Raw genomic sequence first — 24938 nt, 5'->3', positions numbered from 1 at the left:
GATGAGAGTAAGTTTTAGATTAGCTATAGCATACTTAAAAAAACAAAAGGGAAGAACTTTATCATTAATAATAAGTATTGCATTAGCTGTTATGTTAGTATTTACACTTAATGTAGTGCCCGAGTCTAAGAATAAACATGATATAAAAGAAGCGTATAAAAACTTTAGTGATTATCATGTAGAATACAGTGATCTTAACTTAGAAACTGTAAATCAATTAAAAAATGATAAAACTATAAAAATTATCAATGATATTATAAACCTAGGTAATGCGGTAAGTAATAAAGGGGTATCTATAAGTCTAAACTCTTATAGTAAAGATTTTATAGATTCTTATGGTTATAAGCTTATAGAAGGTAATGAACCTAAAAATGAAAATGAAATAGTAATAGAAGAAAGAGCTCTTAAAGAGATGGGACTTGGCGATAAGCTAGGTCAAAGTATTGATTTTAATATTATTAAAAATTATACGGATGAAAATAATCAAAATCAGATTTATAGTAAAGAAAAGTCATTTAAGTTAGTTGGAATAGTAAAAAAGCCAGATGGATTTTACGATGAAAATTTATACTATAAAGTCAAAGCATTTACTAAATACACAGAGAATCAAAGTATTTTACCTAAAGAATTAATAAGTCATTCAGGTGTACTTAACTTTACGACTAGCATGGATATGGCAAGTACAGCAATAGCCAAATATAAATTAGATGATGAGAAATTTAGGATAAATGTAGAACTAAATGAAGCTATACAAAACTATGGTAAGTATAGAGATGAAAAGACTAAGCTTGATAATAAGTTGATTCCTATGGTTGCAGCTACCCTAGTTATATATAACATATTTAATATTATATTAATAGATATGAAAAAACAAATAGAAATGGTAAGAGCAATAGGTATGACTAAGAAAAATGTAAGGAACATGGTATGTATCCAAAGTCTTATAGTGTTACTTATTGGACTAGTAGTAGGATTTTTACTGGGAACAATAGTGTCATTCATAGGTCTTAGAAGTATATATAATGAACATATAAGTGTTTATATAAATAAAAAAAGTATAATAGAGCCTTTAAGTATGGCAGTGGTTTCAGTAGCTATGGCTAGTATTTTTACTATTTATAAGTGTAAAAAGATATCTCCAATAGAAGCTATTAGAAGTACTAATAGTTCAAAGTCAATAAAAAAAGATAGATTTTATCATAAGTTAATAAGGAAAGTATTTGGGACTTGCGGATATATGGCATACAAAAATCTATGGAGATACAAAACAAGAACAATTTTATCAATACTTTCAATAAGTATGACAGGTTTTTTATTTATAACTAATATGGTTGCATTTAATCAACATGAAAAGAATGTAGATAGTCTTAGTATGATTATCATGGCTATGGGAGAAAGTGATATAATACTTAGTCATAATTCTAATAACTCAAGTGAATATTTTAATGAATACACAGATGATGAAGCAAGTAAGATATCTAAGATAGATGGAGTTAGTGAATTAACTAAGAAAATGAATGTTACAGGATACTTAAACTCAAACAAAGAAAATATAAGCGACTATTATAAACAATACAATCCGCTAGATGAAGATGAATCAAATTTAGAAATAGGAACAGCTATAAAAGGATACGATAAAGGGACTCTTAAAGAACTAGAAAAATATCTAGTAGATGGAAATATAGATAATCTAAAAGAAGAAGGCGATACAATAAGTGGGGTAGTATCTAACCATTTTTATTCAGGTTTAGGAGAATCAAAGAATGCAATTACATTAAAAGATTTAAAAGTAGGAGATATTATTGAAGTTAAGATTCCAGTAATTAATGGTAAAGAAGTAAAATATGTTAATCAAAAAATTAAAGTTGCAGGACTATTAAATCCTGACTATGTTTTAAATGCTGAAGGTGGAAGGGTCTCACATTTCCAAGTGATATTAGATAAAAATAGTTTTGAAAACTTAACAGGAAAAAAAGGCTTTAATAATATATCTATAAAATTACAAAAGGATAAAGAAGAAGAAGTTGTTTCAAAGGTAAAAGAAATAATAAATGAAGATGATTTTAAGGAAATAGAAAGTAAATATGAAAATAGGAAAATATCTACTGAAGGAAATGAAAAACTTAAAAAAGAGGTATTAGTGAGTGTAGTACTTACAATGGTTATATCATCTATAAATATAGCTTGTATAGTTATAACAAATATAATGATTAGAGTTAAGGAAATTTCAACACTAAGAGCTATTGGAATGAGTATGAAAAATATTAAAAAAATGATACTAAAAGAAAGTATTATATATGGTGTTTTAAGTTCAATAATAGCTGGAGTATTTTCTAGTTATGATGTTTATAAAAATATGCAAAGAGCAAATGAAATTTTTTCAGAGGGATTAGGAATTAAACAGGCATATGAATTTAAGATACCCGTAGTAGAAATACTTCAGTTTGGGGTAGCGGCGATACTTATATGTATAATTGCTGGATATTTAGCAAAAAACAGAGTTTCAAAATTAAGTATAGTAGAAGGTCTTAGAAATGAAGAGTAAAGGTGGGGCTGAGATGAACATATTAGATGCGATAAATTTAAGTAAGACTTATGGAAAAGGCGAAAATAAAGTAAAAGCTCTAAAAAATATTAACTTATCTATTGAAAAAGGAAAATTTACAGCAATAATAGGCCCTAGTGGGAGTGGTAAAAGTACGCTACTTCATTGTATAGCTGGTCTTGATAGCATAACAAGTGGAGAAGTTATACTAGATGGAGATGATATATCTAAGTTATCAGAGGATAAATTATCAAAGCTTAGGAGTAGAAAGTTTGGGTTTATATTTCAAAGTTTCAATTTAATACCAGTTATAAGTGTGTACGATAACATAGTACTTCCAGTAGATATAGATAATAAAAAAGTAGATAAAAAATATATTGATAGCATAATTGATATCTTAGGACTTAGAGACAAGATTAATAAATTTCCAAATCAATTAAGTGGTGGTCAGCAGCAAAGGGTAGCGATAGCTCGTGCACTTGCAAATGAGCCAGAGATAATATTTGCGGATGAGCCTACAGGAAATCTAGACAGTAAGACAACAGATGAAGTTATTAATCTTCTTAAAGAGTGTGTTGAAAAATTTGGTAATACTTTGGTTATGATAACTCATAACAATGATATAGCAAATATAGCGGATAAAGTAGTTGTTATAAAAGATGGAAAAATAGCTTAAATTAAAGTTCACGATATGGAGGGGGGACTGCACCCTGTCAAGTGGACAGTGTAAATAATCAAACTAGGCAATTAAGGTCTGACTTCGATATTCCAACGGAGCCAGACCACCTAATTTTTTGTAATCTTTTTTCATTATAAAATTTTATATAATTACCTATTACTGATTTTAATTCATCAAATGTATGAAATTTATTTAAATAGTACATCTCTGATTTAATAATACCCCAAAAACCTTCCATAGAACCATTATCTATACATTTTGCCACTCTGGACATACTTCCTCATAAATTCACAGATATAATCTAATACCAGTGATGTATGGTATTATAATAAGGTAAATAGCACACAACAATCAGATATAAAGATTATATAAATGGATAGCTATTAAGCTATCCCTTATTTTTGATTTACTAATATAAAAATACTGTGCTATAAAAATAAATTTATAGCTAGAGCTTACATTCTCTAAATAATATATTTTACCTAAATTTGTTAGCAAAGTTCAAAACAAAACATTGAAAATAATATAGTAAATGATTTTTACTCTTTAAATTTATCTAATTAAGAGATATTATAAAAAAGAATATATATTAATATACTAGAATATTAATACTAATTTTATAATATAGATTAAAATAATATATTGGAGGAAAAATGATACTTTACAAGAGAAAACATAAAGAAACAGCGAAAGAATATGCTTATAGAGTTTTAAAAGATAACATTATGTCTTTAGATTTAAAACCAGGTGAATTGTTAAGTGAATCTAATTTATCTGAAACATTGAATATATCTAGAACACCAATAAGAGAAATATTAATGAGATTAAAAAATGAGCATCTTATAGAGGTTAAACCGCAAGCGGGAACTTATGTATCATTGATAAATAGAGATCTTATAAATGAAGCAATATTTATGAGATCTGTACTAGAAAAAGAAGTATTAAAAGAAGCTTGTAGGGAATTTCCAGAAGAATTATTTATAGAACTAGAAAAAAACTTATTTGCCCAAAAACTAGTTGTAGGTAAAGAAGGAAAAGAAATTGAATTTCATAACTTAGATAAAAATTTTCATAGGCTAATATTCCTAGGATGCAATAAAGGGAATATATGGGATACTATTATGAATATAAGCACTCATTACAATAGAATGAGACTTTTATCTGAAATGAAAAGTAATAAAATGCAAATAATAAAACATCATGAAGAAATGATAGAAATAATTAAAAATAATGAGTTTGATAAGATAGATACATATGTAGATAAACACATAGTAGAGCCTGCAAATGAATGGGAAATATTAATAAATGAAAATGAAGAAATAAAGGCATTTTTCCAATAAGAGTATATAAAAAAATACATCTGTAATTACAGGTGTTTTTTATTTGTAATTTTTTGTAGAATTTAGGGAAAAGGTATTGCATTAGAAAAATTAATATGCTAGTATACAAGTATATAAGAGAGGTGGAGGTACAACAGATGAAATTACCATTTAATATTGATTTAAATAATAAAGTAGCTGTAGTAACAGGTGGAACAGGAATACTTTGTGGGGCTATGGTTGAAGCTTTAGCTAAATGTGGAGCTAAAGTAGCTATACTTGCATTAGGAAAAGATGCTTGTGAAGCTAAAGCCCAAGAAATAATAGATAATGGTGGATGTGCCATAGGAATAGAAGCTAACGTTTTAGATAAAGAAAGTTTAAAAAGAGCACATGAGATAATACTAAAAGAATTTGGACCATGTGATATATTAATAAATGGAGCAGGTGGAAACCATCCAAAGGGAACAACAACTAAGGAATACTTATTAGAAGAAGATTTAGATAATGAAGAATTAACATCATTCTTTGATTTAGATCCAAAAGGAGTAGAATTCGTATTTAACTTAAATTTCTTAGGAACATTACTTCCATCACAAGAGTTTAGTAGAGATATGATAAACAGAGAAGGGTGTACAATAATAAATATATCTTCAATGAATGCATACACTCCACTTACTAAAATACCAGCATACTCAGGAGCAAAAGCTGCAGTAAGTAACTTTACTCAATGGCTAGCTGTACATATGTCAAAAGTAGGTGTAAGAGTAAACGCTATAGCACCAGGATTCTTTGTAACGGCTCAAAATGAAAAATTATTATTTAATGAAGATGGATCTCCAACAGAAAGAAGCCAAAAGATATTAAATAGTACACCAATGGGAAGATATGGAGAAGCTGACGAATTAATAGGAACATTATTATACTTAGTAAGTAGTGAAGCATCAGGATTTGTAAATGGTGTAGTAATACCAGTAGATGGTGCATTTAGTGCTTACTCAGGTGTATAGGAGGCAGTTATGTTAAATTCTATAAAGAATGAAGGTATAGTTGCTGTAATAAGAGCAAAAGACCATGAAGAAGCTAAAGGATATATAAATGCTTGTGTAAATGGTGGAATAAAAGCAGTAGAATTAACTTACTCAATACCAAATGTTGTTGATTTAATAAATGAATTAAGAAATGATGAAAATCTAATACTAGGTGTTGGAAGTGTTTTAAATAGATCAATGGCTAAGGATGCAATCTTAGCCGGAGCAAAATATGTTGTAAGCCCAGGATATAATGAAGAAGTTAATGAAGTTTGTAAGGAACTAAACACTCTTTATTTACCAGGATGTATGACAGTTACTGAGATAATGAATGCCTTAGAAAAAGGAAACAAGATGGTTAAATTATTCCCAGGAGATGCATTTGGACATAAATATGTAAAGGCAATAAAAGCTCCAATACCTAATGTTGAGATAATGCCAACAGGTGGAGTTAGTATAGATAATGTAGATAAGTGGTTTGAAATGGGAGTTTCTTGCGTAGGAGTAGGTAGTTCATTATTTAATGCAGGAAGCTTAGAAGATATAGAAAAACTAGCTAAAGAATTTGTGGAGAAAATAAAAGATGTTAGAAGCAAATAATAAAAAGGTTTTAGGATTTGGAGAAATAATGCTAAGACTTACGCCTCCTAATAATCAAAAGATTATACAGGTTAGTTCTTTTGATGCAACTTATGGTGGAGGAGAAGCAAATGTAGTTGCAAGTTTAGCAAGCTTTGGACATGAAACTAAGTTTGTAACGAAATTACCGAGTAACTCTTTAGGTGATAAAGTTATAAGAGACTTAAGAAGCTATAATATAGATACAAGTGATATATTACAAGGTGATGGAAGACTTGGTATTTATTTTTTAGAAATCGGACATGGACTTAGAAGTACTGAGGTTATATATGATAGAAAATATTCAGCCATATCTATGGCTAATAAAGATGAATTTGATATAGAAAAAATACTAAAAGGTATAAAAATGGTTCATTTATCAGGTATAACACCAGCTTTAAGTAAAGACTTATATGATTTAACTATAGAAATAGCAAAATATTGCAATGAGACTGGTATACTAGTATCCTTAGATTCTAATTATAGAGCGAAGCTTTGGAGTTTAGAAGAGGCTAAAGGTTTTTTAGAAGAAATACTTCCTTTTGTGGATATAGCTTTTTTAGGAAACTTAGATATGACAAATATATTAAAATATGAAGCTTGCGATTTAGAATTTGAAGATAGTCTTAAAAATTTATATGAAAGATTATTTGAAAAATATCCAAATATAAAATATGCAGCTTGTACAAAGAGAAGCGTTCATTCAATAAACAATAACTCATTAAAAGGTTACTTATTTGATAAAGAAAATTTATATATTTCAAATGAATACAACTTTGACATATTAGATAGAGTTGGTGGAGGAGATGCGTTTACAGCAGGTATACTTCACGGAATATTAGATAACTTAGATAAAAAAGAAATCATAGAATTTGGAGTTTGCGCAAGTGCATTAAAGCACTCTATAAAAGGTGATATAAATATAGTAGATAAAGATAGTGTAACTAGTTTAATAGAAAAAGGATTACAAAATATAAAAAGATAATTCGGGGGAACTAAAATATGGAAATGACATTTAGATGGTATGGACAAGATGATCCTGTAAAAATAGAGTATATCAGGCAAATACCTGGTATGAAGGGCATAGTAACTGCAATATATGATATACCAGTAGGAGAAGCTTGGCCATTAGAAAAAATATTAGAGTTAAAGAAGAATGTAGAAGATAATGGACTAAAACTTTCAGTTATAGAAAGTGTACCAGTTCATGAAGATATAAAATTAGGTTTACCAACTAGAGATAGATATATAGAAAACTACAAGGAAACATTAAGAAACTTAGGAAAAGCAGGTATAGAAACAGTATGTTACAACTTTATGCCAGTATTTGACTGGACTCGTTCAGATCTAAATTATGAGCTTGAAGATGGTTCAACTTGCTTAATATATGATGAAGAAACAGTTAAGAAAATGGATCCAGCACTTGGTGAGTTAGAGCTTCCGGGATGGGATACTTCTTACGGTGAAGGTGGACTAGGTGCTTTACTTGATAAGTATAAAAATATAGATGAAGAAAAATTATGGGAAAATTTAGAGTACTTTATAAAAGAAATAATACCTGTAGCTGAAGAAAGTAACGTAAAAATGGCTATACATCCGGATGATCCACCATGGGGAATATTTGGGCTTCCAAGAATAATAACTAACTTTGAAAATTTAGAAAGATTTATAAATATTTATGATAGTGAATATAACGGTGTAACTTTATGTACAGGATCATTAGGATGTACTAAAACTAATGATGTAGTAGAAATGGTTAATTATTTTGGAAAAGAAAAGAACAGAATAAACTTTGCTCATTTAAGAAATGTTTTAATAACAGGAGATAGTAGTTTCAATGAGGTGGCTCATTTATCTGAAGCAGGGTCACTAGATTTCTATGAAATAGTAAAAGCATACTGTGATTATGAATTTACAGGGCCATATAGACCAGATCATGGAAGAATGATATGGGGAGAGACTGGAAGACCTGGATATGGATTATATGATAGAGCATTAGGGGCTGTATATATAAACGGATTAATAGAAGCAATAAATAAAAATAAATAATAAAAATAAAATAGTGTTTTGAAATAAATTTTATTTTAAAACACTATTTTATAAAAAATGTATAAAAAAGTAAAATAATGAAATATATTGGAGAATATTCAGATTCATGTTAATATTTAATATATTAAGAAAACGATATCAAAACGTTGATTTAGGAGAGAACTATGAAAAAGTTTATGGACCAAGATTTTATATTATCAAATGAAATAGCTAAAACATTATATCATAATAATGCTTCAAAAATGCCGATATTTGATTACCACTGTCACTTGCCAGCAGTTGAGATAGCAGAGGATAAAGAATATGAAAATATAACTCAAATGTGGTTATACCATGATCATTATAAGTGGAGAGCCATGAGAAGTTTTGGAATAGATGAAAAATATATAACTGGTGATGCTAGTGATTTTGAAAAGTTCTACGAATTTGCAAAGATGATGCCATATTTAATAGGAAATCCTATATATCACTGGTCACATCTAGAGCTTAAAAGATACTTTAATGTTGAAGAAACTTTAAGTGTAAAAACTGCCAAAGACATTTGGGAAAAATGCAATAATGCTATATCTGAGAATGGTTTAACTGCTAGAAAATTAATAAGCATGTCTAATGTAGTTTATATAGGAACGACAGATGATCCAATAGATGATTTAAAGTATCATAAAGAAATTAATGCTGATGATAGCTTTGAGTGTGAGGTAAGACCTACATTTAGACCAGATAGAGCATTAAAAATACAAAATAAAGATTTTTGTGATTATATAAAGTTATTAGGGCAAATAGAAAATACAGAAATTAAAGACTATGATAAATTAATAGAAATATTAGAAAAAAGGTTAGATTACTTTGTAGATAATGGCTGTAGTATAACAGACCATAGTTTAGAAAGAATTTATTTTAAATCTACTAACAAAGAAGAAGTTGCAAGTATATTTGTTAAAGTTTTAGCGCGAGAAGAGATAAGCATAGAAGATGCTCAAAAATACACAACATTTACATTAATAGAATTAGGGAAAATGTATAGTGAAAGAAATATGGTAATGCAACTTCATATAGGAGCACTTAGAAATAATAATACTAGAATGTTTAATATTGTTGGAACAGATGCAGGATTTGATAGTATTGATGATGGGGAAATCGCTTACTCTACATCGAGATTATTAGATAGTTTAGATGTAGAAGATAAGTTACCGAAAACTATTCTTTATTGTTTAAATCCAAAAGATAATGAAGTATTAGGAACTATGATTGGAAACTTCCAAGGGGGACAAGTTGCAGGTAAAATTCAATTTGGATCTGGATGGTGGTTCAATGACCAAAAGGATGGAATGGAAAGACAGCTTGTAGCACTTTCACAATTAGGTCTAGTTAGTAAATTTGTAGGAATGCTTACGGATTCAAGAAGCTTTTTATCATTTACAAGACATGAATATTTCAGAAGAATTCTTTGTAATTACTTAGGAAAGCTAGTTGAAAATGGAGAATATCCATGTGATTTAGAAGTATTAGGAAATATAGTAGAAGATATATGTTACAACAACGCTAAAAAATATTTTATAAGATAATCCTAGGGGGAATTTATAGATGAATAAAAGGATTAAGGCACTTTTACTTGTTGCCATAACTAGCTTATCAGTAGTTGGATGTAGCTCAAGTAAAGAAAACGAAGCAAGAGTTATGAGGGTTGCTCACAACCAAGGAGAAGAACATCCAATACATTTAGCTCTAAAAGAGTTTGAGAAAATAGTAGAAAATAAAACTAATAATGAAATAGATATACAGGTATACCCAAATGAGTTATTAGGAGGACAGCGTGAGGCGGTAGAGCTTACTCAAACAGGAGCTATAGATATAGCTGTTGGAAGTATAAGTTTACTTGAAAGTTTTAATAAATCATATAGCGTATTCAATCTTCCATACTTATTTAATAGTAAAGAACATTATCACTCTGTAATGAATGATAAAAATATAATGGATGATATATATGAATCAACTAGAGAATCTGGATTTGTTGGTCTTACATGGTTTGATGCAGGTTCAAGAAATATGTACACAACAGATAAGCCTATAATGAAACCAGAAGATTTAAAAGGGAAGAAAATAAGAGTACAACAAAGTCAAACAAACATAAGAATGATGGAATTATTAGGTGGTTCAGCTACACCAATGAGTTTCGGAGAAGTTTATACTGCTCTTCAACAAAAGGTTATAGATGGCGCTGAGAATAATGAATTAGCGCTTACTAATAATAAGCATGGAGAAGTTGCAAAACATTATTCATATAACCAACATGGTATGATTCCAGACATATTAATAATGAATGCTAAATTATTAGATAACTTAAGTGAAGAACATAGAAATATAATATTAGACGCAGTTGATGAAATAAATAAATTTGAAGTTGATGCTTGGGAAGATAAAGTAAATGAAGCAGTAAAACAATCTAAAGAGATGGGGGTTAAATTCTACTATCCAGATATAGAGCCATTTAAAGAAAAAGTTTTACCACTTCATAGAGAGATGACTGACAATGATAAAGAAGTAAAAGCTGTATACGATAAAATACAAGAAAAAGCACCAAAAGAAAGTAAATAAATACTAGTAGGGAGGAATTAAGATGGATAATTTAAGAAAAGCATTAAACAAAGTAATAGAAGTCATATGTATGACACTACTAGCATTTATGGTAGTTTTAGGTACTTGGCAGATAATAACTCGTTATGTGTTAAATAATCCAAGTACAGTATCAGAAGATTTATTAATATATTCATTTGTATGGATGGCTTTACTTGGTTCATCATATGTATTTGGAAAAAAAGATCATATGACTATGGTGTTTTTTAGACAGAAACTTGAATCAAAAAGCCCTAGTGTAAAAATGATATTAAATGTAATGACAGAATTAGTGGTAATGGCATTTTCAGCATTAGTTTTAGTTTTAGGTGGGGTTCAAATAAGTATGCTAGCTATGGGACAAGTTTCTCCTGCACTAGGTATACCAATGGGATATATTTATCTAGCTCTACCTTTATCAGGGATAATAACGATTATATATAATATTTTAAATTTAGTTGATTTAAAAAAAGTATCAACATCATCAAAAAAAGTTGTAAATAATAATTAATCTGAGGGAGAGAAGATTATGGAATTAGCATTTCAAGCAGGTACAGCTATAGCTATTGTTTTTCCTATATTACTTTTATTAGGAATACCAATATCTATAACTATAGGAATAGCATCTATATTTGGTATACTAACTACATTATCATGGGATGTAGCAGTATTAACTGGGGCACAAAGAATATTTACAGGTATAAGTAGTTTCTCATTATTAGCAATACCATTTTTCGTATTAGCAGGAATCATAATGAACAATGGTGGTATAGCTTTAAAATTAGTAAACTTTGCAAAAGTGTTAAGTGGTAAATTACCTGGATCTCTAGCACATACAAATGTAGTTGGAAATATGTTATTTGGAGCTGTAAGTGGTTCTTCAGTTGCAGCAGCTGCTGCTATAGGTGGAACAATGTCTCCACTTCAAGAAGCTGAAGGATATAATAAAAATTATAGTGCAGCAGTAAATATAGCTTCTGCACCGACCGGACTTTTAATTCCTCCAAGTAACTCGCTTATAATATATTCACTAGTAAGTGGTGGAACATCAGTAGCAGCACTATTCATGGCAGGTTACATACCAGGTATATTATGGGGATTATCAGTAATGGCAGTTGCTTTTATACTAGCTAAGAAATATAAATATTCATCAAAATATCAAATAAGTTTCAAAGAAGCTATGAAAATATTTGTAGATGCTTTACCAAGTTTAGCTTTAATATTTGTAATAATAGGCGGTATAGTAGGTGGGATATTTACAGCTACAGAAGGAGCAGCAGTTGCAGTTGTATACTCTTTCATACTATCATTTTTCTTCTATAAATCAATAAAAGTAAAAGACATACCAAGAATATTACTAGAAACAGTTGAAATGACAGGTATAATAATATTTTTAATAGGGGTATCATCTATAATGTCTTGGGTTATGGCATTTACAAATATACCAAGTGCTATAACTGAAATATTATTAGGAATATCTTCAAATCCAGTTGTTATATTATTAATAATGAACTTAATATTATTAATAGTTGGTACATTTATGGACTTAACTCCAGCAATATTAATATTTACACCAATATTCCTACCAATAGCTAAAAACTTTGGTATGGACTCAGTACAATTTGGTATAATGCTTATATTTAACTTATGTATAGGAAATATAACACCACCAGTTGGAAACACCTTGTTTATAGGATGTAAAGTAGGTAAAACGAAGATAGAAGATGTAATAAAATACTTATTACCATTCTACGTAGGTATATTAATAGTTCTTATGCTAGTAACATTTATACCTCAAATAAGTTTATTCATACCTAAACTTATGGGAATGATATAGTATAAAATGGCGTTCAAATATATGGAAATTTAAGTAGTAGTTATATCAAACATAGATGTTGGATAATTAATAGATTATATAGCATACAAAGAAGGAGATTATGATAGGTATAATGGATTGTAACGTATACCTATCAAAGATTTTGATGAGCAAAATATGCATAAAGTAACAAAAAATAGGGTATTTTATTTAGAATATAAATTGCAAATATATATCTTCAAGATAAACAGTTACATCTGGTTTTAATGATAATTCTTTGAAATTATACGAAGAAATGGTGAGCTCTAAATGAGTTCACCATTTCATTTTTGTGTAGCTATACTTTTATTTTTAGACAGTCTCTAATTATATTATTCATTTTCTGAGTGTTTACTATCACTTGAATGTTTACTCTCTTTTAAGGGAGTATTATTATGAGAGTGCTTACTATCACTTGAATGTTTACTCTCTTTTACGGGAGTATTATTATGAGAGTGCTTACTATCACTTGAATGTTTACTCTCTTTTACAGGCGTATTATTATGAGAGTGCTTACTATCACTTGAATGTTTACTCTCTTTTACGGGAGTATTATTATGAGAGTGCTTACTATCACTTGAATGTTTACTCTCTTTTACGGGAGTATTATTATGAGAGTGCTTACTATCACTTGAATGTTTACTCTCTTTTACGGGAGTATTATTATGAGAGTGCTTACTATCACTTGAATGTTTACTCTCTTTTACGGGAGTATTATTATGAGAGTGCTTACTATCACTTGAATGTTTACTCTCTTTTACAGGCGTATTATTATGAGAGTGCTTACTATCACTTGAATGTTTACTCTCTTTTACAGGCGTATTATTATGAGAGTGCTTACTATCATTTACATGTTTACTATTATCTGAGTTTTTTATTTGATTCATAATAATTATTCTCCTTTATAATATATTATTCTTCAGAAGTTCTATATTTGCAACCATTATGGCAACCACTATGGCAATCATTACAGCAATCATTATGACAATCATTATGACAATCATCATGACAATCATTACAGCAATGACTATCCTGAGGTTCTATATCTGTGATTACTAAAGCATTTTCATGGCATTTATGTTTTTTATCACAGCATCCGCAAGTAATATATATATTTATAGGAGTATTAACATTTATTGGTCCAACATTGTTATTTGCATTTGATTGGTTATCATTATTTGCACTTGACTCAGCATTAGTATCAGCATCAGCAGTAGCATCGGCATCAGCAGTAGAGTCGGCATCAGCAGTAGAGTCAGCGTCAGCAGTAGCGTCGGCAGTAGAATCAGCATCAGCAGTAGAGTCGGCATCAGCAGTAGCATCAGCATCAGCAGTAGCGTCGGCAGTAGAATCAGCGTCGGCAGTAGAGTCAGCGTCGGCAGTAGAATCAGCATCGGCAGTAGCGTCGGCATCGGCGTCAGCAGTAGCATCGGCATCGGCGTCAGCAGTAGCATCGGCATCAGCATCAGCAGTAGAGTCAGCATCAGCAGTAGCATCGGCATCAGCAGTAGCGTCGGCATCAGCAGTAGAGTCAGCATCAGCAGTAGCGTCGGCATCGGCAGTAGAGTCAGCGTCAGCAGTAGCATCGGCATCAGCAGTAGCGTCGGCATCAGCAGTAGAGTCAGCATCAGCAGTAGAGTCAGCATCAGCAGTAGCGTCAGCATCAGCAGTAGCATCGGCATCAGCATCAGCAGTAGCGTCGGCATCGGCAGTAGAGTCGGCGTCAGCATCAGCAGTAGCGTCGGCATCAGCAGTAGAGTCAGCATCAGCAGTAGCATCGGCATCAGCATCAGCAGTAGCATCAGCAGTAGAGTCAGCGTCAGCAGTAGCATCGGCATCAGCATCAGCAGTAGAGTCAGCGTCAGCAGTAGCGTCAGCATCAGCAGTAGCATCGGCATCAGCATCAGCAGTAGCGTCGGCATCGGCAGTAGAGTCAGCGTCAGCAGTAGCATCGGCATCAGCAGTAGCGTCGGCATCGGCAGTAGAGTCGGCGTCAGCATCAGCAGTAGAGTCAGCATCAGCAGTAGCATCGGCATCAGCATCAGCAGTAGCGTCGGCAGTAGAGTCGGCGTCAGCATCAGCAGTAGCGTCGGCATCAGCAGTAGAGTCAGCATCAGCAGTAGCATCGGCATCAGCATCAGCAGTAGCATCAGCAGTAGAGTCAGCGTCAGCAGTAGCATCGGCATCAGCATCAGCAGTAGAGTCAGCGTCAGCATCAGCAGTAGCGTCGGCATCAGCAGTAGCGTCAGCATCAGCAGTAGCATCGGCATCAGCATCAGCAGTAGCGTCGGCATCGGCAGTAGAGTCAGCGTCAGCAGTAGCATCGGCATCAGCAGTAGCGTCGGCATCGGCAGTAGAGTCGGCGTCAGCATCAGCAGTAGCGTCGGCATCAGCAGTAGAGTCAGCATCAGCAGTAGCATCGGCATCAGCATCAGCAGTAGCATCAGCAGTAGAGTCAGCGTCAGCAGTAGCATCGGCATCAGCAGTAGCGTCGGCATCAGCAGTAGAGTCAGCATCAGCAGTAGAGTCAGCATCAGCAGTAGCATCGGCATCAGCATCAGCAGTAGCGTCGGCATCGGCAGTAGAGTCGGCGTCAGCAGTAGCATCGGCATCAGCAGTAGCGTCGGCATCAGCAGTAGCGTCGGCATCAGCAGTAGAGTCAGCGTCAGCATCAGCAGTAGAGTCAGCATCAGCAGTAGAGTCAGCGTCAGCAGTAGCATCAGCATCAGCAGTAGAGTCAGCGTCAGCAGTAGCATCGGCATCAGCAGTAGCATCGGCATCAGCATCAGTAGTAGCGTCGGAATCAGCAGTAGAATCAGCATCAGCAGTAGCATCAGCAGTAGCGTCGGCATCGGCAGTAGAGTCAGCGTCAGCAGTAGCGTCGGCATCAGCAGTAGCGTCAGCATCAGCAGTAGCGTCGGCATCGGCAGTAGAGTCGGCGTCAGCAGTAGCATCGGCATCAGCAGTAGAGTCAGCGTCAGCATCAGCAGTAGAGTCAGCATCAGCAGTAGCGTCGGCATCAGCAGTAGCATCGGCATCAGCAGTAGAGTCAGCGTCAGCAGTAGCATCGGCATCAGCAGTAGAGTCAGCGTCAGCAGTAGCATCGGCATCAGCATCAGCAGTAGAGTCAGCGTCAGCAGTAGCATCGGCATCAGCATCAGCAGTAGCATCGGCATCAGCATCAGTAGTAGCGTCGGAATCAGCAGTAGAATCAGCATCAGCAGTAGCGTCGGCATCAGCAGTAGCGTCGGCATCGGCAGTAGAGTCAGCATCAGCAGTAGCATCGGCATCAGCATCAGCAGTAGAGTCAGCGTCAGCATCGGCAGTAGAGTCAGCATCAGCAGTAGCATCGGCATCAGCATCAGCAGTAGCGTCGGCATCAGCAGTAGAGTCAGCATCAGCAGTAGAGTCAGCGTCAGCAGTAGCGTCGGCATCGGCAGTAGAGTCAGCATCAGCAGTAGCATCAGCATCAGCAGTAGAGTCAGCATCGGCAGTAGCGTCGGCAGTAGAATCAGCATCAGCAGTAGCGTCGGCAGTAGAATCAGCATCAGCAGTAGAGTCAGCATCAGAAGTAGCGTCGGCAGTAGAATCAGCGTCAGCAGTAGAATCAGCGTCGGCAGTAGAGTCAGCATCAGCAGTAGCATCAGCAGTAGAATCAGCGTCAGAGCAAGCATCAGCATTAGCGTCAGCACAAGCATCAGCGTTAGCACAAGCATCAGAATCAGCGTAAGCATTAGCATCTACGTCTACATCTAAATATTTATCATAGTCAGTATCTATTTCTGGATCTAAACAATTATCACAGCTATCGCAGCAATTATCACAGCTATCACAGCAATTATTATTGCAATCACAATGTCGTCTTCTATTTAATTTTGCTTCTTCAAGCTCTCTCTTTCTTTTTTCAATTCTTTTTTTTCTTTCTTCTCTCTTTTTTTCTCTTAAAAATTTATCGTTATTTGTTCTATTGAATGATTTTGGTGTCAATTTATATTCTATTATAGGTCTATTCATATAGTGCTCTCCTCTATATTATATAATCAAGTAGATAATTGTTATCGACTTAATTATATATATGTATTTTCTAGACAATTTGATACAATATATTTTATTTTTTGCTAAAATATAATGAAATACTAGTAATTAAGAGATCTGCCATTGATACAACTCATAGGGAGAAGAAAATTATAGAAAAATAGATAGATGGTATATAGCTTATAATAAAGTGCATTTAAAATAATAAATAAAATATATAATAAAAGTTATTGACAAACCTGAATGGTAAATATAAAATAGTATTGCAATGATATTGATAATTATTATCAATAAAACGGGTAATTAAAAATTTATACAAAAAATACTAACAGACAATCAGGAGGGTGATTATGAAACTAAAAAAAATAGGTTCTGTTGTTATTGCTTGTGCTTTACTAATAACAGGATGCTCAAGCCCAGCGGGCAAAGATCAAGATAAGTCTAATACAGGACAAAGTAGTTCTGCTAGTTATCCAATGACAATAAAACATGCATTTGGAGAAACTGTAATAGAAAAACAACCGGAAAGAGTTGCTACAATTTCTTGGGGAAATCAAGATACACCTTTAGCATTAGGTGTCAAACCAGTTGGTGTATCTAAGGCTAACTATGGTGAAAAAGATAAAAATGGTTTATTACCGTGGACAGGTGAAAAATATAAAGAATTAGGAGTAGAAAAACCAGCTACTTTTGATGATATAGATGGTTTAGATTATGAAGCTATAAGTAATTCTAACCCAGACGTTATATTAGCTGCATACTCAGGAATTACAAAAGAGGAATATGATTTATTAAGTAAAATCGCTCCTGTTGTAGCATATCCTAAACTTCCATGGCAAACATATTGGCGTGACCAAATAACTATAAACTCTACTGCTATAGGTAAAAAAGATGAGGGAGAGAAATTAGTTTCAAACTTAGAAAAATTAATAAAAGAGAAAACGGGTAGTTACTCTAACCTTAAAGGGAAAAAGGCAGTATTTTGTTACTTTAACCCAGCTGATTTAGGTAAGTTTTACATATATCTTCCAACAGATCCTCGTGCAGCATACTTAACTGACTTAGGACTTGAAGTACCTGAGAGTATAACTAAACTAGCTGAAACTTCAGATAGTTTTGCTGTTGAAATTAGTTCAGAAAATATTGATAAGTTAAAGGATGTAGATGTTATAGTAGCTTATGGAAATGACAAGTTATTAAAACAATTACAATCAGATGCTTTATTAGGAACAGTTCCAGCAGTAAAAAGAGCTTCAGTTGCCCTTATAGAAGATGGTTCAGCTTTAGCTGCATCTGGTACTCCTAGTGCATTATCTATTCCAGCAACAATAGATGAGTACTTAAAGGTACTTAACGAGGCAGCAGATAAGGTAAAATAATGAGACTTTCAAAACCAATATTAATATACTTAGCTAGTTTTATTTGCCTGGGTATATGTATAATAGCATCATTAGCATTTGGTTCAAAAAATATTGAATTTAATCAAGTAATAAATGCTTTATTTAATAGTGATAATACGTCTTTTGCAGCATTAGTAGTTCGTGAACGTATTCCAAGAACTATTTTTAGTATTATGGCAGGGGCTTCTCTTGGAATATCAGGAGCCCTTATGCAATCTATTACTCGAAATCCAATAGCTGATCCAAGCATTTTAGGAGTAAATACGGGTGCATCTTTATTTGTTGTAAGTGGGATTGCATTTTTTAATATAGGTACAGCCAATGAATATATTTGGTTTGCACTAGCAGGAGCAGGGATAACGGCAATATTTGTTTATGGTATAGCATCGATTGGAGCGGGAGGTATGACACCTATAAAACTTGCTTTAGCAGGTGCAGCCACTAGTGCAGCTTTATCATCTTTAGTAAGTGCGGTTATCTTGCCACGTGCAGATGTTATGGATGCTTATAGATTTTGGCAAGTTGGAAGTGTAAGTGGTGCAACCTGGGAAGGTATTAATTCCATATTACCATTTTTAATAATTGGCTTAGTTATAAGTATAATAGCAACACCAGCACTAAATGCTTTAGCATTAGGAGATGAGGTGGCAACTGGGCTAGGAGTAAATACAGGGATTATTAGATTTATATGTGCATTAGCAGGTGTTATACTATGTGGTGCAACTACTGCAATAGCAGGACCTATTGGATTTGTAGGTTTAATGATACCTCATAGTATACGTCTTATTTTTGGTTCAAATATGAGAAGTTTAGTTCCGATGTCTGCTATTGGAGGAGCAATGATTTTAACAATTTCGGACGTTATAGGAAGAGTAATTGGAAGCCCAAGCGAACTTGAGGTAGGAATTATAACTGCATTTTTAGGAGCACCAATTCTTATTGTTATTGCTAGGAAAGCGAAGGTGAGAGCAATATGATAAAACAAGGATATGCTAAAAGAAAAATGCGTATGATTAGTGTAACGATTATACTTCTTGCTTTAACAGTAGGTATTTGCACTATTATGCTTTTATATGGTAAGACTAATTATCCATTAAGTGTAGTTATGAAAACTTTAGGTGGAGAACAAATCCAAGGTGCTTCATTTACAATAGTAACTTTACGTTTACCAAGAATGCTTTGTGGACTTTTAGTAGGATTAGCTTTTGGAATAGCAGGAAGTACATTTCAAACTATGCTTAGAAATCCATTAGCTAGTCCTGATATTATAGGTATAACTTCAGGTTGTAGTATTGCAGCAGTATTTTGTATATTAGTTCTTCGTATGAGCGGAAGTAGTGTTTCTATAGCAGCAGTAATTTCTGGGATTATAGTAGCAACACTTATATATCTATTATCTAAAGGTTCAGGATTCTCAGGTGGTAGGTTAATACTTATAGGAATTGGAATACAAGCAATGATAAATGCACTTGTATCATTTTTATTACTTAAATCATCACAATATGATGTTCCAAGTGCACTTAGATGGTTAAGTGGTAGTTTAAATGGAATGAGTATGAAAGATGTACCAAGTTTATTTATTGTTGTAGTTATATTTGGAAGTATTATTTTATGCTTAACAAAGCATCTTCAAATATTAGAACTAGGAGATGAATTTGCTACTACACTTGGTGTTAAAATAAATTTAGTTAGAATTATATTAATTTTAAGTTCAGTATTTTTAATTGCATTTGCAACTGCTGTTACAGGGCCAATAGCATTTGTTGCATTTTTATCAGGTCCAATAGCATCAAAACTTGTTGGACCCGGAGCTCCAAATGTTTTAGCATCAGGTCTAGTTGGAGCGTTATTAGTACTTGGAGCAGATATGATAGGCCAGTTTGTATTTAGTACAAGATTTCCAGTAGGTGTAATTACGGGAATTTTAGGAGCGCCATACATGCTATTTTTACTAATATGTATAAATAGGAGGGGGCAAGCGTAATGAATAAAAAACAACAACTATTTGAAGCAAAAAACATAGTAACAGGCTATGAAAAAAAGATTATAATTGATGGAATTGATATAACTATTCCAAGTAATAAAATAAGTGTTATTATAGGAGCAAATGCATGTGGTAAATCAACTTTATTAAAAACACTTGCTAGGCTTATAAAGCCTAAATCAGGAGAAGTTATAATTGATGGTAAAAAAATAACCTCAATGCCATCAAAAGAACTAGCTAAAGTTTTAGGTCTACTACCTCAATCGCCAATAGTTCCAGAAGGTATAACTGTTTGTGATTTGGTTTCAAGAGGTAGATTTCCATACCAATTACTTTTAAAAAATATGGATCAAACTGACTTTGAAGCTGTAGAAGAGGCACTTGAAATAATGGGAATAACAGAACTTGCTAATCGTAGCGTAGATGAGCTATCAGGAGGACAACGTCAGAGAGTTTGGATTGCTATGGCACTTGCACAGCAAACAGATATACTTCTTTTAGATGAGCCAACTACTTATTTAGATATTACTTATCAAGTAGAGATTCTTGATTTATTAACTGACTTAAATCGTAAAAGAGGAACCACTATTGTAATGGTACTTCATGATATAAATTTATCTGCTAGGTATGCAGATTATATATTTGCTCTTCGTAAGGGAGAGTTAATTGATCAGGGTAAACCATCTGAGGTTATAACATCAGAATTAATTGATACAGTATTTGGATTAGATTGTATGGTTATAAAGGATCCGGTATCATCTTCACCTTTTATAGTACCAAGGGGAAGGCATCATGTTAATAGTTAAAAATTATGTGATAAAAAAACAATAGAATTAATTCTATTGTTTTTTTATGTGTATGGAATTGGCATCAATTTGACTGTGAAATTATATTTTAGAAATTGATAGTCATGACTATAATTTAAGGAAGATACTTATTTATTCATTATCACATTTACTAGAGCAAGAAGAACAACTTGATTCACAAGTCAAACCTTCAACTGGCTTATATTTTGATTTTGAAATAAGTTGAGTTATACTTCCCATTGGACAATAAACGCACCAAGATCTTGGCTTGTATAGTATCATAGTTACAATACCAAGAATTGAGGAAGTAATCATCATACTATAGAATCCAAATGCAAATTGTGCAATCCATGGAGATACAATACTTGTATCAGCCCAATTCCAAGGTACTTTAAATGTCCAAACTAAAGTAATAACTTCTTTTAAATCTTTTACGTTGCTAAATACTAAATAAGTAGTATACAACATAGATACAAACATACTTAAAAAGAATATTAAAAATCCATATCTAAACCACTTGCTTTTTAAAAAAGAAGGAATATCCTTATTTCTAGAAAGTTTAAGTTTATTACCCATTAGCTCTAACATCTGTCCTCTACCGCAGTAGATATTGCAGTATTTTTTTCCTCCACCAGCTACTGAAATTATTAGTGGAATAAAGAAACATAAAAGTCCTAACCATGCAAATAATACATTAAATAATCCTAATGTTAAATAAGTAACACTTAAAATCCACATATAATCTGTAAGCTTCTTTTTACTTTTTTTCATATATTATTCAACCTCCATAGTTTTAATATCTATAACTGATGCAGGACAAGTTTTAGCGCATTTACCACATCCAACACATTTATTAGTATCTATTTTTGCAAATACACCTTGTTCTATATTTATAATTTGAAGTGGACATACCTTAACGCATGAACCACAAGCGACACAAAGATTAGTATCGACAATAGCTTTTCTTTTTATTTTAGCCATATATTTACCTCCATAGAAATTTAATACTTTTTAGATTATATGATTAATGCAAACTTTGTTCTGTGACTTAATCACTAAAAAATATGAAAGTAGACTTTTATTAAAGTTACAATATTTAATAATTATTCAAAAAGTAGAGATAATAAGTATATAAACATATAGAACTTAGCAAAATATATACATAATTTTAAAAAGGAGAGATATATGAAGAAATATACTTTTAATACTAGAGAGGAACTCGTAGAATTTTTAGATAAACATCATTTTAAGTATTATATTCCAAGAGTAAGAGAGTACATGAGTAGCATTAAAGATGAGTTTAAACGTTATTATGTAGAGCTAACAGATTCTAATGAAGTAAAATGTTGTGCTATTATATCCATTACAGATGGAGAAGAGATTAAAGAGACTTTCTTTGATATTAATAAAGTTATTGAATTTAAAGATACTGCTTATAATAGAGTATATAGAGAGAGAAAGTATAAAGACGGTATTGAAAATGGGTATTTTTAAATAATTAGTAAGAAAATATAGATGGAGGAGAATGTCCTCCATTTTTTATTGTAAATAATTATATAAAAAACAAAAATAAAAAAGTAAATCAAAAATGCAGAGTAATCTGCCTTTTTTTAGTAAAATATTAAGTTGAGTAAAGTAATTATTAAAATATATTATAAAAAAATAAAACCTTTTATAAATAGAACTCGTTATATAAATGAAGGGAGGGGGATAAGTTGGCACAGACGGATGAAAAGTTAATAAAAGAAATACTAAAGGGAAATGAAAGTGCAATGGAAATATTGGTTAAAAGGCATTATGACCTTGTGCATAGCTATATTTATAGAAGTACAAGTGACTATAATATAGCTTACGATATAACCCAGGATGTATTTATAAAAATGATGAAAAACATAGATAAATATAATTTAGAAAATGGAAAATTTCAAAGCTGGTTATTAAAAATAGCAGTAAATACAACAAAAGATTATTTTAGAAGTAAAACATACAAACAAAGAATTGAAAATTATGATATAGAAAATCATCAAATACAGGATTCATCAAATGTTATTGATATAATTTCTAAAAAAGAAGAAGCAATAAAAATAAAAGAAGCTGTTGAAAAGTTACCAAGTCTTCAAAGAGAAGCAATACTTTTAAAGTATTATAATGATTTAAAAATAAAAGAGATAAGTAGCATTACCGGAGATAATGAAAATACTATAAAATCTAGATTATTTAATGGAATTAAGAATTTAAAAAAACTACTTGGAGGTGATATATTTGAAGAAAAATCACAACATACACAACCTAAGGTGTGAAAATTTAGACGATGAACAATTTGAAGATTTATTAGAATCAGATTTAATGGATATAGAGAACTTTTTAGATAGTTATGTAGTTAATAAGGTTGATGAACAAAAAGTAGATTCTACAATTGATATATTAAAATCATATATGCCAAAAGTAGAAGTACAGACTATAAATGAGCAGAGTACATTCTTAGAAAGAATAAAAAATAATACTGAAATAGTTAAATTTCAATTTAGCTTAATTAGCAAAGTATATTTCATATTATCATTATTATTAATACTAGTAGGTACTGTAGCCACAATAGAGTTAAATTTAAGTATATATTTAAGTGCATCTATAATTGGGCCTATACCAATATTACTTGGAATATTTGAAATTATAAAAGGAAGAGATGAAAATGTTTGGGAATTAGAACTTAGCTATAAATACTCTTTAAGAGAAATTGTTTTATCAAGATTAATAATTATAAATTTAGTTTCTATATTAATAAGTATAATTATTAGTATTGGTTTAAATAATACTTACTCAGATATTAACTTATTTAAAATGATTAGTATATGGCTAATTCCTATATTTTTGGTAGGAGCAATATCTTTAGTTATTACTTCTGTATATAGAAGTATAAATAGTATTACTTTATGTGTAGCAATATGGATATTAGGAGCACTTGGTATTAGCATGTATGAAAAAGTAGCGGAAATAACTAATATTAATATAATAGTAGCTTTAGGTATGTCAGTAATATTTGTAGTAATAGCATTAAAATTATTTTATAAAAAAAGTATAAATAGTATAGATTACAGAACATTTGATTTTTAGGGGGATATTTTATGGAACTTATTATAAATAGTATAAGCAAGGAATTTAAAGATAAATTAGCAGTAGATAAATTTAATGTAACTTTAAGTAGTGGAATATATGGATTACTTGGACCAAATGGGTCAGGTAAAACAACTTTAATGAGGATAATTGCAGATGTATCAAATCCTAGCAGTGGAGAAATTTTAGTAAATGGTGAAAGTAAAAATAAATTAGGATGTAAGTATAGGGATTTAATAGGTTATTTACCTCAAAATATAGGATTTTATAAAAATTTTACAGCTGAAAAGTTTTTGTATTATGTAGCGTCTCTAAAGGGAGTAGATAAAGAAACTCAGAAAAGTAAAATTGATGAACTATTAAAGTTTGTAAATTTAGAAAAAGATAGAAAAAGGAAAATAGGAAAATTTTCAGGGGGAATGAGGCAAAGACTAGGTATTGCCCAAGCTCTTCTAAATAACCCTAAGATACTTATATTAGATGAGCCAACAGCAGGACTTGATCCAAATGAAAGAATAAGATTTAAAAATCTAATAGCAGACTTGTCAAAAGATAAAATAGTAATATTATCTACTCATATAGTTTCAGATATAGAATTTATAGCAAATGAAATAATAGTTATGAAGGATGGAAAATTAGTTGAAAAATCATCACTAAAGGATATTTTAGATAGAGTAAGAGGTAAGGTATATACTCTCAAAGTTAGTGATATGGAGTTAGATAATATCCAAGATGAATTTAAAATATCTAGCATGGTAAGAACTAATAAAGAAGTTTTTGTTAGGGTAGTTGGAGATAGTAAACCTAATATAAAAGAAGTTGAATACATAGAAGAAGAGCCAAATTTAGAAGATGTATTTTTATATTATTTTAATGAAAGTGCTAATGCATAG

General features: G+C 31.7%; 24 protein-coding genes. 19 read left to right on the top strand and 5 right to left on the bottom strand.

The annotated features are described in order from the left end of the window. Position 1: 1 nt before the first annotated feature. Both JNUCC81_RS16625 and JNUCC81_RS16620 read left to right on the top strand, forming a co-directional pair. A complete protein-coding gene (locus JNUCC81_RS16625) occupies positions 2 to 2545 on the top strand; it encodes an ABC transporter permease (RefSeq protein ID WP_454094488.1) in 2544 nt (847 codons plus the stop codon). A gap of 13 nt (positions 2546 to 2558) precedes the next feature. Beyond that, a complete protein-coding gene (locus JNUCC81_RS16620; protein ID WP_454094487.1) occupies positions 2559 to 3221 on the top strand; it encodes an ABC transporter ATP-binding protein in 663 nt (220 codons plus the stop codon). 58 nt (positions 3222 to 3279) lie between these two features. Here the strand turns inward: JNUCC81_RS16620 and JNUCC81_RS16615 are convergent, their stop codons facing one another. Further along, on the bottom strand, positions 3280 to 3462 hold the full coding sequence (locus JNUCC81_RS16615; protein ID WP_454096413.1) for an IS3 family transposase: 183 nt from the start codon (positions 3460 to 3462) through the stop codon (positions 3280 to 3282). Positions 3463 to 3877: 415 nt separating this feature from the next. Between JNUCC81_RS16615 and JNUCC81_RS16610 the strand changes: the two genes are divergently transcribed. The 9 genes from JNUCC81_RS16610 to JNUCC81_RS16570 all read left to right on the top strand — a co-directional run bounded on the left by JNUCC81_RS16610 (position 3878) and on the right by JNUCC81_RS16570 (position 12691). Then, the gene (locus JNUCC81_RS16610; RefSeq protein ID WP_454094486.1) at positions 3878 to 4564 is read left to right on the top strand and encodes a GntR family transcriptional regulator; all 687 of its coding nucleotides are present in this window, start codon (positions 3878 to 3880) and stop codon (positions 4562 to 4564) included. A gap of 137 nt (positions 4565 to 4701) precedes the next feature. Next, complete coding sequence (locus JNUCC81_RS16605) at positions 4702 to 5553, top strand: SDR family oxidoreductase (RefSeq protein ID WP_454094485.1); 852 nt, start codon at positions 4702 to 4704, stop codon at positions 5551 to 5553. 9 nt (positions 5554 to 5562) lie between these two features. Next, a complete protein-coding gene (locus tag JNUCC81_RS16600; RefSeq protein ID WP_454094484.1) occupies positions 5563 to 6174 on the top strand; it encodes a bifunctional 4-hydroxy-2-oxoglutarate aldolase/2-dehydro-3-deoxy-phosphogluconate aldolase in 612 nt (203 codons plus the stop codon). Next, positions 6158 to 7177, top strand: a complete 1020-nt coding sequence (locus tag JNUCC81_RS16595; RefSeq protein WP_454094483.1) for a PfkB family carbohydrate kinase — start codon at positions 6158 to 6160, stop codon at positions 7175 to 7177. Before JNUCC81_RS16600 ends, JNUCC81_RS16595 begins: the two co-directional genes overlap by 17 nt. 17 nt (positions 7178 to 7194) lie before the next feature. Continuing rightward, the gene (gene uxuA, locus JNUCC81_RS16590) at positions 7195 to 8241 is read left to right on the top strand and encodes a mannonate dehydratase (protein ID WP_208331610.1); all 1047 of its coding nucleotides are present in this window, start codon (positions 7195 to 7197) and stop codon (positions 8239 to 8241) included. Between the two features lie 164 nt (positions 8242 to 8405). Next, positions 8406 to 9806: a glucuronate isomerase gene (uxaC, locus tag JNUCC81_RS16585; RefSeq protein WP_454094482.1), complete on the top strand. Its 1401-nt coding sequence runs from the start codon at positions 8406 to 8408 to the stop codon at positions 9804 to 9806. 19 nt (positions 9807 to 9825) lie between these two features. Then, entirely contained in the window at positions 9826 to 10836 is a 1011-nt protein-coding gene (locus tag JNUCC81_RS16580; protein ID WP_454094481.1) for a TRAP transporter substrate-binding protein, read from the top strand. 22 nt (positions 10837 to 10858) lie between these two features. After that, positions 10859 to 11365 (top strand): TRAP transporter small permease, encoded by a 507-nt coding sequence (locus JNUCC81_RS16575; protein WP_454094480.1) that lies wholly within the window; start codon positions 10859 to 10861, stop codon positions 11363 to 11365. An 18-nt stretch (positions 11366 to 11383) separates the two neighbouring features. Then, positions 11384 to 12691: a TRAP transporter large permease gene (locus tag JNUCC81_RS16570; RefSeq protein ID WP_208331614.1), complete on the top strand. Its 1308-nt coding sequence runs from the start codon at positions 11384 to 11386 to the stop codon at positions 12689 to 12691. A 350-nt stretch (positions 12692 to 13041) separates the two neighbouring features. Here JNUCC81_RS16570 and JNUCC81_RS16565 read toward each other — a convergent pair whose 3' ends face one another. Further along, positions 13042 to 13596, bottom strand: coding sequence for a hypothetical protein (locus JNUCC81_RS16565; RefSeq protein ID WP_454094479.1), 555 nt, complete (start codon positions 13594 to 13596; stop codon positions 13042 to 13044). A gap of 246 nt (positions 13597 to 13842) precedes the next feature. After that, the gene (locus JNUCC81_RS16560; RefSeq protein WP_454094478.1) at positions 13843 to 16443 is read right to left on the bottom strand and encodes a hypothetical protein; all 2601 of its coding nucleotides are present in this window, start codon (positions 16441 to 16443) and stop codon (positions 13843 to 13845) included. Positions 16444 to 17094: 651 nt separating this feature from the next. Here JNUCC81_RS16560 and JNUCC81_RS16555 point away from each other — a divergent pair. Genes JNUCC81_RS16555 through JNUCC81_RS16540 form a run of 4 tightly spaced genes read left to right on the top strand, consistent with a single transcriptional unit; the run spans position 17095 to position 20934 of the window. Further along, entirely contained in the window at positions 17095 to 18123 is a 1029-nt protein-coding gene (locus JNUCC81_RS16555; protein WP_454094477.1) for an iron-siderophore ABC transporter substrate-binding protein, read from the top strand. Further along, positions 18123 to 19121 carry a FecCD family ABC transporter permease gene (locus JNUCC81_RS16550; protein ID WP_454094476.1) on the top strand — a complete coding sequence of 333 codons (999 nt, stop codon included), beginning with the start codon at positions 18123 to 18125 and terminating at the stop codon, positions 19119 to 19121. The genes JNUCC81_RS16555 and JNUCC81_RS16550 overlap by 1 nt, the downstream gene beginning before the upstream one ends. Then, positions 19118 to 20128 (top strand): FecCD family ABC transporter permease, encoded by a 1011-nt coding sequence (locus JNUCC81_RS16545; RefSeq protein WP_454094475.1) that lies wholly within the window; start codon positions 19118 to 19120, stop codon positions 20126 to 20128. Before JNUCC81_RS16550 ends, JNUCC81_RS16545 begins: the two co-directional genes overlap by 4 nt. Beyond that, entirely contained in the window at positions 20128 to 20934 is an 807-nt protein-coding gene (locus JNUCC81_RS16540; RefSeq protein WP_454094474.1) for an ABC transporter ATP-binding protein, read from the top strand. The genes JNUCC81_RS16545 and JNUCC81_RS16540 overlap by 1 nt, the downstream gene beginning before the upstream one ends. Positions 20935 to 21066: 132 nt before the next feature. Here JNUCC81_RS16540 and JNUCC81_RS16535 read toward each other — a convergent pair whose 3' ends face one another. Together JNUCC81_RS16535 and JNUCC81_RS16530 are read right to left on the bottom strand one after the other, a co-directional pair. Continuing rightward, positions 21067 to 21705 carry a 4Fe-4S binding protein gene (locus JNUCC81_RS16535; protein WP_454094473.1) on the bottom strand — a complete coding sequence of 213 codons (639 nt, stop codon included), beginning with the start codon at positions 21703 to 21705 and terminating at the stop codon, positions 21067 to 21069. Between the two features lie 3 nt (positions 21706 to 21708). Further along, positions 21709 to 21915 (bottom strand): 4Fe-4S dicluster domain-containing protein, encoded by a 207-nt coding sequence (locus JNUCC81_RS16530; protein ID WP_454094472.1) that lies wholly within the window; start codon positions 21913 to 21915, stop codon positions 21709 to 21711. A 204-nt stretch (positions 21916 to 22119) separates the two neighbouring features. Between JNUCC81_RS16530 and JNUCC81_RS16525 the strand changes: the two genes are divergently transcribed. The 4 genes from JNUCC81_RS16525 (at position 22120) to JNUCC81_RS16510 (ending at position 24938) form a co-directional block, all read left to right on the top strand. Then, complete coding sequence (locus JNUCC81_RS16525) at positions 22120 to 22428, top strand: hypothetical protein (RefSeq protein ID WP_454094471.1); 309 nt, start codon at positions 22120 to 22122, stop codon at positions 22426 to 22428. A gap of 221 nt (positions 22429 to 22649) precedes the next feature. Continuing rightward, positions 22650 to 23234, top strand: coding sequence for an RNA polymerase sigma factor (locus JNUCC81_RS16520; RefSeq protein WP_454094470.1), 585 nt, complete (start codon positions 22650 to 22652; stop codon positions 23232 to 23234). Next, the gene (locus tag JNUCC81_RS16515) at positions 23197 to 24045 is read left to right on the top strand and encodes a hypothetical protein (RefSeq protein ID WP_454094469.1); all 849 of its coding nucleotides are present in this window, start codon (positions 23197 to 23199) and stop codon (positions 24043 to 24045) included. The genes JNUCC81_RS16520 and JNUCC81_RS16515 overlap by 38 nt, the downstream gene beginning before the upstream one ends. An 11-nt stretch (positions 24046 to 24056) precedes the next feature. Then, positions 24057 to 24938 carry an ABC transporter ATP-binding protein gene (locus tag JNUCC81_RS16510; RefSeq protein WP_454094468.1) on the top strand — a complete coding sequence of 294 codons (882 nt, stop codon included), beginning with the start codon at positions 24057 to 24059 and terminating at the stop codon, positions 24936 to 24938.

The organism is Faecalimicrobium sp. JNUCC 81, from assembly GCF_053667625.1.
Note: the sequence above shows the minus strand (reverse complement) of the source record. Positions and strands in the feature narration are given on the sequence as shown.